Origin of the sequence: Enterococcus sp. S183_ASV_20 (assembly GCF_018919685.1) — a bacterium.
GTDB classification, from domain to species: domain Bacteria; phylum Bacillota; class Bacilli; order Lactobacillales; family Enterococcaceae; genus Enterococcus; species Enterococcus faecalis.
In genome coordinates, this window is sequence record NZ_JAHLRI010000061.1 from 1 (window position 1) to 13,254 (window position 13,254).

A 13,254-nucleotide genomic window follows, 5' to 3' on the forward strand; every position below is an offset into this window, starting at 1 on the left:
ATATAAAACATTTAAATAACAAAAATGATAATTTGAGTCTATTGATTTTTTAGCTTAAATAGCTTATACAAATAGGCTTTTTTGTCTGGTTAGTTCTTATGAAAAAAATTAAAAAAAACGGTATAGTGGAAGAAGGAATAGTAAAAATAAGAAAGGATAAGGACGTGTTTTCATAAAGATGAAAAGGGTTTCTGGGATTTCATCAACTTTTTCTATTTGGAGGAGAAGTTGTTGATAATTTTTGCTGAAAAATCTCGTTATACTCTTCTTATTCTTATAGAAGAGTCTATAGGAAAAAGCAGAAAATGAATCCGCATTCGAAGCAAGAGTGCGTTTTGAGGAGATAAAAAGAAAAGGTGTGTTGGCTGTCTGTTTTAGCAAGGAAGAAAGACAACAGAAGAGCACTCACTTATTTGGTTTAAAATAAAAAATTGGTACGAAGTGAACGTTCTCTTCTATGTGTCGTTAGTAGAGGAAGGATGAAAGAAATGAGAAAGAATGGACCAATGGTAAACCGTTGGCTCTACGGGTTGATGTGTTTGTTACTTGTTCTAAATTATGGCACACCACTCATGGCTTTGGCGGAAGATGTTAACAGCGATGGCCAGTTAACGTTAGGAGAAGTGAAGCAAACCAGCCAACAAGAAATGACCTTAGCGCTTCAAGGAAAAGCACAACCAGTAACACAAGAGGTTGTAGTGCATTACAGTGCCAATGTGTCAATCAAAGCTGCACATTGGGCAGCGCCCAATAATACGCGCAAGATTCAAGTGGATGACCAGAAGAAACAGATTCAAATTGAATTGAATCAGCAAGCGTTAGCAGATACGTTAGTCTTAACGTTGAACCCTACAGCTACAGAAGATGTGACGTTTTCTTATGGACAACAGCAACGAGCGTTGACGTTAAATACTGGTACTGATCCGACAGAATCAACGGCAATCACGAGTTCGCCAGCCGCATCAGCGAATGAAGGTTCAACAGAAGAAGCATCTACAAACTCCTCTGTTTCTCGTTCGTCCGAAGAAACTGTCGCCAGCACGACAAAAGCGATAGAAAGTAAAACAACCGAGTCTACGACTGTCAAACCGCGCGTAGCAGGACCAACAGATATCAGTGACTATTTTACAGGTGATGAAACAACGATTATCGATAATTTTGAAGATCCGATTTATTTAAATCCTGATGGCACACCAGCAACACCGCCGTATAAAGAAGATGTGACCATTCATTGGAACTTTAACTGGTCGATTCCAGAAGATGTGCGGGAACAAATGAAAGCAGGCGATTACTTCGAGTTTCAATTACCTGGCAATTTGAAACCTAATAAACCAGGTTCAGGTGATTTAGTTGATGCAGAAGGCAATGTCTATGGAACCTACACAATTAGTGAAGATGGTACGGTTCGTTTTACCTTTAATGAGCGAATCACGTCTGAAAGTGACATTCACGGGGACTTTTCTTTAGATACTCATTTGAATGATTCAGATGGGCGGGGCCCAGGAGATTGGGTGATTGATATTCCTACACAAGAAGATTTGCCGCCTGTAGTGATTCCAATTGTCCCAGATACCGAACAACAAATTGATAAACAAGGCCATTTTGATCGAACGCCCAATCCTAGTGCGATTACTTGGACGGTAGATATCAATCAAGCGATGAAAGATCAAACAAATCCAACTGTGACGGAAACATGGCCAACAGGGAATACCTTTAAGTCCGTGAAAGTCTATGAGTTAGTGATGAATCTTGATGGAGCAATTAAAGAAGTGGGTCGCGAACTTAGTCCAGATGAATATACCGTTGATAAAAATGGCAATGTGACGATTAAAGGTGACACCAACAAAGCGTATCGTCTTGAGTACCAAACGACGATTGACGAGGCGGTTATTCCAGATGGCGGCGGCGATGTGCCTTTTAAAAATCACGCGACGTTAACAAGTGATAATAATCCAAATGGGTTAGATGCTGAAGCAACTGTTACCGCCACATATGGCAAAATATTAGACAAGCGCAATATAGATTACGACGAAGCCAATCAAGAATTCACTTGGGAAATTAACTACAACTATGGTGAACAAACCATTCCAAAAGACCAAGCAGTCATTACAGACACAATGGGCGATAATTTAACGTTTGAACCAGATTCTTTACATTTATATTCAGTGACATTTGATGACAAAGGAAATGAAGTCGTTGGAGCAGAACTTGTGGAAGGAAAAGATTACAAAGTGGTAATCAACGGAGACGGTTCCTTTGCAATTGACTTTTTACATGATGTGAATGGTGCAGTCAAGATTGATTATAAAACCAAAGTTGATGGAATTGTCGAAGGCGATGTTGCCGTGAATAATCGTGTGGATGTTGGCACTGGTCAGCATTCAGAAGGTGATGGCACAGCCAGTCAACAAAATATTATTAAAAACACTGGTGCAGTGGATTATCAAAATTCAACGATTGGTTGGACGTTAGCTGTGAATCAAAATAATTATTTGATGGAAAATGCCGTGATTACGGATACGTACGAACCAGTTCCTGGCTTAACTATGGTACCCAATTCGTTGGTTGTTAAAGATACAACCACTGGTGCTCAGTTGACGTTAGGCAAGGATTTCATGGTAGAAATAACTCGTAATGCAGAAGGTGAAACAGGCTTTAAGTTAAGTTTCATGGGGGCGTATGCCAAAACAAGTGATGCCTTTTACGTAACCTATAATACCTTTTTCGATGTTACCGAGTTAGATGCTAACAATCCTGCATTGGACCATTACCGAAATACCGCTGCCATTGATTGGATGGATGAAGCAGGAAACAATCATCACTCAGAGGATAATAAACCGTTTAAACCTTTACCTGCTTTTGATTTAAATGCGCAAAAAAGCGGTGTTTACAATGCCGTCACCAAAGAAATCACTTGGACGATTGCGGTTAATTTAAGTAATAATCGTTTAGTCGACGCCTTTTTGACGGATCCAATTTTAGCCAATCAAACCTATTTGGCTGGGAGCTTGAAAGTCTATGAAGGCAATACAAAACCAGATGGTTCGGTTGAAAAAGTGAAACCAACGCAACCGTTGACGGATATCACAATGGAAGAACCAAGCGAGAAAAACCAAAATACTTGGCGTGTTGATTTTCCTAATGATAGTCGTACGTATGTGATTGAATTTAAGACGTCTGTTGATGAAAAAGTTATCGAAGGTTCGGCTAGCTATGACAATACCGCATCTTATACAAACCAAGGTTCTTCACGTGATGTGACAGGAAAAGTTTCTATTCAACATGGTGGCGAATCAGTGAAAAAAGGTGGCGAATACCACAAAGATGATCCAGATCATGTGTACTGGCATGTAATGATCAATGGCGCCCAATCGGTTTTAGACGATGTGGTTATTACTGATACACCCTCACCAAACCAAGTATTAGATCCCAAGTCATTGGTGATTTACGGTACCAACGTAACAGAAGACGGAACTATTACCCCAGATAAATCTGTTATTTTAGAAGAAGGAAAAGATTACACATTGGAAGTTACCACCGATAATGAAACAGGACAACAAAAAATTGTCGTTAAAATGGCCCATATTGAAGCACCTTATTATATGGAATATCGTAGTTTAGTGACTTCTTCAGCGGCGGGGAGTACAGACACGGTATCCAACCAAGTGTCAATTACTGGAAATGGTTCAGAAGTCGTTCATGGGGATGACAATGGCGATGTGGTCGTTGACATTGATCACAGTGGCGGGCATGCCACAGGGACTAAAGGCAAAATTCAGCTGAAGAAAACAGCCATGGATGGGACGACTATTTTAGCAGGCGCCCATTTCCAAATTTGGGACCAAGCCAAAACACAAGTCCTACGTGAAGGTACAGTAGATGCCACCGAGGTTATCACATTTGGTGGGTTGCCACAAGGGCAATACATTTTGGTGGAGACGAAAGCACCAGAAGGCTATACAGTTTCGGACGAATTAGCTAAAGGCCGAGTCATTACTATTGATGAAGAAACTTCAGCCGAAGGAGCACAACCAACCATTATTAAAAACGATGTCAATAAAGTAATTTTAGAAAAAACAGATGAGAAGGGCAAAAAGTTAGTCAATGCACGCTTTAAATTAGAGCATGCCGTAACCACGCCGTTTACTCATTGGGAAGAAGTTCCCCTTGCGCCGGATCGAACCAACGCAAATGGCCAGTTAGAGGTGGATAGTTTAAAACCAGGGCTTTATCAGTTCACAGAAATCGAAGCACCGACAGGCTATCTTTTAGACACGACACCCAAACGATTCATTGTGACACAAAACACGAGCGGACAAATTCGTGATGTTCATGTTAAAATGCTTAATTACCAAGGTTCTGCTGAACTAATTAAAAAAGATCAAGCAGGTAATCCATTAGCAGGTGCTGAATTTTCGGTCCTTAATGCCACAGGACAAGTGGTTCGAGAACACTTAGTTTCGGATGCAGACGGAAAAGTCACAGTAACGGATTTAGCCCCAGGCAAATATCAATTTGTGGAAACTAAAGCGCCAGCAGGGTACCTTTTAAACACTGAACCAAGTGCTTTCACGATTGCAGCAAGCGATCGGGGCAAACCAGCAACAGTTATAGCAACGGCTAACTTTGTTAACTATCAAGGCGCAGCTAAATTAATCAAAAAAGATGTGAATGGACACTTATTAAGTGGTGCGACATTTAAAGTGCTTGATGCGAAGGGACAAACGATTCAAACAGGCTTGACGACAAATAATCAAGGGGAAATTGTTGCAGAGCACTTAGCCCCAGGAAAATATCGCTTTGTAGAAACCAAAGCGCCAACAGGCTATTTATTAAATACCACGCCAGTCCCATTTGAAATTGCTGAGAAAAATGCTGGTAAACCAGCGGTCGTGGTTGCTAGTGACAACTTTGTGAATTACAAAGGGGCTTTCCAAATCGTGAAAACGAATAGCGCAGACCAACCATTAGCAGGTGCTGTTTTTGAATTATATGATCACAATAAACAATCATTAGGGATTACAGCAACGAGTGGCAAAGATGGCAAAATTATCTTTAGAGACTTGGCGCCAGGTACCTATTATTATAAAGAAATCAAAGCACCAAAATTACCAGATGGCGCAGATTATATTATTTATCCTGAATTAGTAAAAGTAGAAATTCGTGGTGATTTCAAAGGTGATCCAGAGATCTTCCAATTAGGGGCCTTCGCCAATTTCAAAGGACGTGCCGTCTTTAAGAAAATTGATGCCAATGCGAACCCACTTCCAGGAACGATTTTTAAATTGTATCGAATCGAAAACGGGGAAAAAATCTTTGAAAGAGAAGTAACTGCTGAAAAAGATGGTTCATTGGCTATGGAGGATTTAGGCGCTGGTAGTTATGAATTAGATGAAATGGATGCAACGGATGGCTATATCGTCAATAAACAACCCATTTATTTTGTAGTGAAGAAGAATTCAAATGATAAACAACCACTAGATGAGTTAGAGTTTGTAAATTATCAAGCGGAAGTAACGGGACGTAAAGTCAACGAGCAAGGTCAAGCCTTAGCGGGTGCAGTTTTTGCAATTTACAATGCCGATGAGCAGAATCAGCCACAAGGTTCACCGATAACATTCTTGAATCGTGCAGGAGAAAAGGTTTCTGAAATAACAACGGATAAGACTGGCGAAATTTACGCTAAAGGGCTAAATGAAGGGCATTACGTTTTAGTGGAAACGAAAGCACCAACAGGCTATCTGTTAGACACAACGCCACATCCATTTGATGTAACCGCCCAATTAGGAAAAGAGCAGCCAATTGCTTTAGGCGATCTTATCAATTATCAAGGAACTGCTCAATTAACCAAAGAAAACGAAACAGGTGAAGCATTGGCAGGTGCGGTGTTTAAGGTCATTGATGAAACAGGGCAAACCGTAGCTGGACAAACCAATCTGATGTCTGACAAGCAAGGCAAAGTCATTGCGAAAAACTTAGCACCGGGAACGTATCGTTTTGTGGAGACACAAGCGCCAACTGGCTATCTTCTTAATGAAACGCCAAGCGCAAGCTTTACGATTGCGAAAGACAACCAAGGCAAACCAGCCACTGTGGTACTTAAAGCACCTTTTATTAATTACCAAGGTGCTGCCAAGCTGGTGAAAATTGATCAGCAAAAGAATGCCTTAGCAGGTGCTGAATTTAAAGTGACAGATGCAGAGACAGGGAAAACTGTCGCTCGTTCATTACGTTCTGACAACCAAGGGTTAGTTCAAGTGAACCACTTACAACCAGGAAAATATACCTTTGTGGAAACAAAAGCACCGGATGGTTACCAACTGTCTAAGCAAGCTGTCGCATTTACTATTGCAGCAACAGCGAAAGACAAACCTGAACTCGTGGATGCGGGCACGTTTGTTAACGAGAAACAACCTGTATCCAAAAAAACAAAACCAAATCAGCCAACAACGAAACAAGCAGCTAGAGAGACAGGTTGGCTTGTTTTACCGAAAACCAACACACAAGTCAATTACTTCTTTGTCTTTATCGGCCTCCTGTTGATCGGTTTGGCAAGTTGGCTCTTCTATAAAAAGAGCAAGAAATAAGCAAAAGCTATAAAAAAACAGGCCATCCGTCCTTTCGACGGATGGCCTGTTTTTTCATCTTAAGCTAATCAACTGAACAAAAGTAGCTCCTTCTTATTGACATTCTCAGGTAAGCCTTCATCGCAGTTTAGCCTTTGAACAGAACTTACTGGGTTCTTGGAGATAACCGCTTATGCCTCAGCCTTTGTTTTTCGATGCTATCTTTAGGTATTTTGGCTAAAATATTGTACACTTTACATGTGCAAGAAATTTAGTTAGAGATATGAGGATAGAATGATGAAAAAGATGATGGTTTTATACAACGAAACTTCAGGAAGTAGTGAAAGTAAAGAGATTGCAGAACGCTTTAAAAAAGCTGCAGAAGCGAAAGGGGAAGCGGTTATTTTGCAACCTTCCAATCCAGACATTGATCCTGAAGAAATGCGGAAAAATGCCAAAGAAAATCAAGTGGGTGTCTTGGTCGTCATTGGTGGTGACGGGACCATTCATCATGCCGTTCAAAATTTTAAAGACACCATTCGTGACTATCAAATAGGGATTATTCCAGGTGGAACAGTCAATAATTTTGCACGTGTGTTAAGTATTCCTTTGAAAGAAGAAGACGCCCTTGAGACCATTTTGGCAGGACAGACCACACCAGTTGACTTCGGGATGGTAAATCAAGATGTGATGATTTCGACCTTAACGATTGGACTATTAGCAGATACAGCAGCAAATGTGACCCAACAGGAGAAACAAAAATATGGTCCTTTAGCCTTTACAAAGCAATTTTTCCGCTTATTAATGAAAAAGAAAAAATACAAACTAAAAATTGATGGCGATGAAAGACGTTGGCATGGCAAAGCCCAATTATTAACGATGACCATGACGAATTCTGCTGGTGGCTTTACCAATTTCGATGCCAATGCTACGCCAGATGACGGCGAAGTCCACATTATCATTTTACCTAAGTTAGTTTTTTACAAGTTTGTCTATTATTTACCTAAAATTATCAGAGGACAATTAAATGAAATTCCTGGTGTCGTGTATTTCTCTGGGAGTCAATTTAAAATTAGTGGCGAAAAAGACAAGAAAGTCCAAACACGAACAGATGGCGACCCTACCGATGATTTACCGATTAAAGTAACGGTGGAAGCTGGGGGACTCAACGTGTTTGTTCCTGAAACGTCCACATCTACGAAAGAATAAAAGAAACAACTGTTATTTTTTCGTGGAATAGATTTCTCATTTTGTGTACAATAGAACAGAAGAGAGGCAGTTGAGTGAACAGTGAAATGGGATGAATATGTTGATATATTCGATACAGATGTCGTTTCTAAAATTATTATTTTAAGAAACTTGCCAATTAATGAAGGCTGGATTGACATCAATGAGTTAGCAGAAGAATTACAATTAAACAAAAAATCAGTCAAAAAATACGTAGAGCTTCTAAAAGATGACATTACGTATTATGCTGTGGATAATGATGCTTCTTTGGCTTTTGAAAAGGGGCATGGTTATCGCTTGAACTTGGCGTCTAGCCAAGCGTTCCAGAAACTTTATACAGCAATTTTTCGGGATAGTTTAACTTATCAAGTAATGGAAGATTTATTCTGGGGTCGATTTAATGGAATTGTGCCAGCGACAGCAAAGTATCATACTAGTGATGCCACGATTCGGCGCTTGCTCAAAGGGTTTACAGAAATTTTAGCACCATTGGGTTTAGTAATTAATAAAAGTACCTGGAAAATTGAAGGCAATGAAGCGTATTTGCGCCATTTTGCTTACACTATTTTTATGGACTTAATCCGTGATACTTGGCCTTTTGACTATATACAAGAAACGGAAGTCGCACAAACTGTCCAAAAAATGATGGCTTTTTTCAACGTAGAAGTTGCGGAAACGGTGACACGCCGAGTTAAATATATGGTCGCTATCTCAAAAGTCCGGAGTGCGCAAGGCGCCGAATATCGACCTTCAGCCGAGCAAGAAACTTATTTAGAAGGTAATAAACATTACCAGGCCTTTATAGAAGAGATGACAGCTACAACCCTTTTCCTTAACAAAAACGATTTAACTTTTGTGTACTTTTTCTTGTTAGCCAATGACCAATTTTATCAAGATGAAGCCACTGCACAAGCAATTTTAGCGCATTTTGATGAGTCTGAAGCGCCTGTTTATATGTTGACTCATTTAGTCCAACATTTCTTATTAGAAGAAATACACATGACGCCGCAATTGGAGAAAATTCGTCCGCAAATTTTTTATTATTTGTTTGCTACACATTTATTTGCCGAACTTTACTATGTCCAAAATGTGAAAATGTACAATGTCTTTTGGAATAAAGTTAAAGAAAAATATCCGGTTCTTTTAGAAGAATTAAGCCAAGGCTTAAATCAACTTTACGAACAAACAGGCAATGAATTATTTACAAATAAAGAATTTTTGGCTCTGCGTTATTCTAGTGTTTTGGCGCTTTCCGATGATTTAATTCATCGCGAACAAAAAATTGTTTTAGGTTTAAAATCAGGCTTGCCAGTACTGGAAGAAGAACGGGTGAAACTTTCGATTGAAAATAATTTTCGTCGGTTCTATGCATTGGAAGTTTTACGATACAGTGAAGCAAGCAAAGAAGAATGGCAAAATATTGATTTACTATTAGTGACTTCTTTGGCAGATGTGGAAACGGGTCATCCAGAGATCTTTTTACTTTCAAGTGAGTTAACGTTTGAGCAATATAATCGTTTGAACCAAAAAATAGTAAAAATTAACGAGAAAAGAACCACGTCACTTTAATAAAAAATCAAAAAAATGGGCTTTTTTGATGCATATGTCCGATAAATTGTAAAAAAATTTTTCTAAAAAGTAAAAAAAGACAAGAAGAAAACGTCAATAAGTAGGTAATCAACACCTACTTATTGACGTTTTCTCGTTGTTTTTTAATAAATACTGCGTCAATTCTTCTGAAAATTATGTCAAAAAGGTACTTTTTTTGCTTTTTTTATCGTAAATAATAGATGATTAGCTATTGATAGTAAAGGAACTACTACTTTTTTTAACAGGCAGTTAAAAAATATTGAGGGTTCTCACAAGAATTTTTCTATATAATAGAAAGAGCAAGGGAAGGAAGGCGGGATAGAATGAAAAAACGGATGGAACAAATTGAAGAAATCTTAAGTTGTGAAGAAAATAGTGCCGGTGTTCGATTAAAGGAATTGGTTGAGGCCTTAGAATTAGAAGTCACAAATCAAAACTTGTTAAAGGTAACAAGTATCTTACATATGAATCCAAAATTCAAAAAAATTTATGCATACGAAGACAGTCGTGTTATTACGCTGTATCAACTTTTACAAAATAAGCCGTTAGAAGTAACGGAATGAAAAGAGGGAACTCCATGAAGAAAACAATGCTCATACTTCTGTTTGGTTTATTAACAGTGGTTGGTCTACCAATGGTGACCGAAGCGGTTGAACCAGTTAACGCAACAGATACAACGATTTTTGGTACGCAAGCGATGGTGCCTAATAGTGCAGAAGATCAATCAGATAAGTTACAGACGTTGCTGAGTCAGACAGCAAAGGAAGGAAACGCATTATTTTTACCACAGGGAAGTTATGCTTTGTCAAAAGATATTACGATTTCTTCAAATTATCAATTAATTGGCGATACAACAGGAGCCACTATTTTACATAATGCTACAGGTACACCGATTCAACTGAAAGACACTACGTACGGAACGAAAACCAATGTACGACTTCAAAATATTGCTTTTGACGGCATCAATGTGACCTTGAAATTGACGAATCAATTAACGCTAGCAAATAATATCTTCTATAATCCATTAAAAGGATTTGTGGTCAATTTAAATGCAGACATTGGCGTTAAGATTTCAGGCAATATTTTCATGCGAGACAAAGCACACATGCAACCCAAGATTGATTTTAACCGAGCGATTTACATTGGTGGTTATTCAACACCAAGTCGCTTCCAGTATATGTCAGATGTAGACATCGTGGACAATCTATTTGGATTAAAAGTGACAGAATTAGATGCAATTAAAAGTACCAGTCGTTCAGATTTAGCAGCGACTATTACACGTTTGCAAACAGCCATTGAAGCTGGTGCTATTTCAGTACCTAATGAACAAAACTATCTATCCACCGGGGTTAATTCTTTTAATATGCTGAAGGATGTAACTGTTCAACATAATTTTTTCTATTCACCTTATGATAATGAAGACTTGAATGGTCTGGTAGGAGATCATGCAATTTATTTCCGTGGCGCTCAAAACATCACGGTGGTGGGGAATCATTTACGTGGACTACAAAATGGTCCAGCTGGCGGATTTAAGTTTAAATCAGGCCGTAATATTACGATTATGAATAATTATTTGCGAAATACAGGTCTCATTATGTATGGAACACCAGAGATTGGTTTGGCAGAAACACAAGCAGAGGGAGCTATTTCAGAATTATCCAACTGGCTAGTGGCTAATAACATTTTTGATTGGAAGTATTGGGACAATCAATATGCAATTGGAATGGAATACAATCGACATACAGGAAATAACAATGTGTTCAATGGCGTATTTATCAACAATCAGTTTGTTAACTACCACAATATTCCGCAAAACCGACGTCGGGAATTGTTAATCGCTAGTGGCGGTGGTTTCCGACCAGAAACGAGTTTTGTGAAAGACAATACTCGAGATGATGGCCTTAAAAACGGCCAATTATTGGTAGAAAATTGGACAGAGGCCGACTATCGCTTAATGCCAGCAACATGGGAATCGTTAATTTCACCAACACTTTATGAGCAATATAAAAATACGCCAATTCCGGTTAGAAATACTTTAGCAACCCCTGTGGCTACAACGATTGTGCAAGAACAATCAATCGATCCGCAGCAACTGGTTGCTAATACAAATGACGCGGATGAAGCAGTCCCAACTGCTAAAATCGTCAATCCAGAGGTTTTAAATGAAATCGGCCAACAAAAAGTGACTGTTCAATTAACTTATGAAACAGGTTCATTGGTAACAGTGAACGTACCGGTGACGGTAGAGGCTCCGGCAAAAAAGCTTGATTTGTCCCAACTACAAACCGTTTATGCTTCGATTGGTGAAGCAAACCAATATACGGTTTACTCTTGGCAGCTATTCACTGCCATTGGGCCTAAAACGATTGTTCCTTCCTATTATCAGCAGGCGACACAATTGTTAGCAGAAGGTCAGGTGAGTGGGGACAAAACTCAAGAACAAGTGGATCAGTTAACAAGTAATTTGCAATCTGCAATGAAAGTATTAGTCAAAAAAGCCGATATCACGCTAGAGCGTGCAGAAGCAGAAAATGAACTGGCAAGCGTTCATAAATTAGACGAATCTGTATATACCACAGACTCTTGGCAAGCCATGCAAGAAGCCTTAATAGATACAACAACTGGCGAAAGAAGCTCTAAGCAGTTACAACAACTGCTTGCTTGGTCAGATGAAGAATTATTAGAGCCAACACTTGGTGGCTTTAAAACGCCTGCAGATGCACAAAAGCGTATTAATCAATTAACACAAACCATAAAAACGGCGTTACTTCTGTTAGTTGAAAAATCAACAGAGACAACTAGTAACACAAGCGAAAGCAGCACCTCAAGCACGACAAGTGAAAGCAGTAGTACCAGCGAAAGCAGCACGCCAAGCACGACAAGTGAGAGCAGTAGTACGAGTGAAAGCAGCACGCCAAGCACAACAAGCGAAACAAGTAATACCAGCGAAAGCAGCACGGCAAGCACGACAAGTGAGAGCAGTAGTACGAGTGAAAGCAGCACCTCAAGTACAACTAGCGAAACCAGTAGTACAAGTGAAAGCAGCACGCCAAGCACAACAAGCGAAACCAGTAATACCAGCGAAAGCAGCACCTCAAGTACGACAAGTGAGAGCAGTAGTACGAGTGAAAGCAACACGCCAAGCACAACCAGCGAAACTAGTAGTACCAGCGAAAGTAGTACCTCAAGTACGACAAGTGAAACAAGCAATACAAATGAAAGCAACACACCAAGTACAACCAGTAAAACAAGTAGTACCAGCGAAAGTAGTGCTTCAAGTACGACCAGCGCAACCAACAGTACAAGTGAGAGTAGCACCCCAAGCACTGTAAATGAAAGCAGCCAAAACAAAGGCCAGAATTCTGTCATTTACGCGGTAGAGTCTAATCAAGATCCTAATGACGCTCAAAGTAATTCAAAGCCCTCTGCCAAGGCTAGTCAAACAAAGGAATCAGTAGCAGAAAACCAAGCAACTAAACAGATACAGACGAATCAAGAATCGTCAGGAACAGTCAAAAAAGCGGATAATACGACCAAAATTGCCAAGAAAAAATTCCCCAAAACAGGGGAACAATCTTCAGCAGTTGGGAGCTTTCTAGGCCTGAGCTTTTTATCGTTAGCCATAGCAACCTATTGTTTTAAAGTGAAAAGATAACTCTTTAAAAACGGATAAGTAAACATCCTGAAACAAGAAATAGGACTTGTTTCAGGATGTTTTCATATAAAATTAAAAGAACTACAGTTTTTAGTGAAAAAACACACAAAAGTACTTGAATTTCTGTGATATAAGGGTAAAGTAAAGGAGGACAAAAAACAAAGGAAGTGAAATATTTGTATACACCAGATGAAATTTTAAGTATCAGTATTGAAA

The 13,254-nt window shown here is 39.3% G+C and carries 5 protein-coding genes; all 5 read left to right on the forward strand.

The genetic code is table 11. From position 1 onward, the window contains the following. Window positions 1–488 precede the first annotated feature (488 nt). Entirely contained in the window at window positions 489–6,587 is a 6,099-nt protein-coding gene (fss1, locus tag KQI94_RS13430) for a fibrinogen-binding MSCRAMM adhesin Fss1 (RefSeq protein ID WP_024041521.1), read from the forward strand. A 273-nt stretch (window positions 6,588–6,860) separates the two neighbouring features. Beyond that, the gene (locus KQI94_RS13435; RefSeq protein ID WP_002390359.1) at window positions 6,861–7,775 is read left to right on the forward strand and encodes a diacylglycerol kinase family protein; all 915 of its coding nucleotides are present in this window, start codon (window positions 6,861–6,863) and stop codon (window positions 7,773–7,775) included. A gap of 81 nt (window positions 7,776–7,856) precedes the next feature. After that, on the forward strand, window positions 7,857–9,362 hold the full coding sequence (locus tag KQI94_RS13440; RefSeq protein ID WP_002390358.1) for a helix-turn-helix domain-containing protein: 1,506 nt from the start codon (window positions 7,857–7,859) through the stop codon (window positions 9,360–9,362). Window positions 9,363–9,706: 344 nt separating this feature from the next. Next, entirely contained in the window at window positions 9,707–9,946 is a 240-nt protein-coding gene (locus KQI94_RS13445; protein ID WP_002356115.1) for a hypothetical protein, read from the forward strand. Then, window positions 9,943–13,038 carry a glycosyl hydrolase family 28-related protein gene (locus KQI94_RS13450; RefSeq protein WP_216454501.1) on the forward strand — a complete coding sequence of 1,032 codons (3,096 nt, stop codon included), beginning with the start codon at window positions 9,943–9,945 and terminating at the stop codon, window positions 13,036–13,038. Before KQI94_RS13445 ends, KQI94_RS13450 begins: the two co-directional genes overlap by 4 nt. Window positions 13,039–13,254: the final 216 nt, after the last annotated feature.

Bases quoted from the DNA above. Each gene is read 5' to 3' on its own strand.
- fss1 (WP_024041521.1), top strand. From the start codon at position 489: ATGAGAAAGAATGGACCAATGGTAAACCGTTGGCTCTACGGGTTGATG.
- KQI94_RS13435 (WP_002390359.1), top strand. From the start codon at position 6,861: ATGATGAAAAAGATGATGGTTTTATACAACGAAACTTCAGGAAGTAGT.
- KQI94_RS13445 (WP_002356115.1), top strand. From the start codon at position 9,707: ATGAAAAAACGGATGGAACAAATTGAAGAAATCTTAAGTTGTGAAGAA.
- KQI94_RS13450 (WP_216454501.1), top strand. From the start codon at position 9,943: ATGAAAAGAGGGAACTCCATGAAGAAAACAATGCTCATACTTCTGTTT.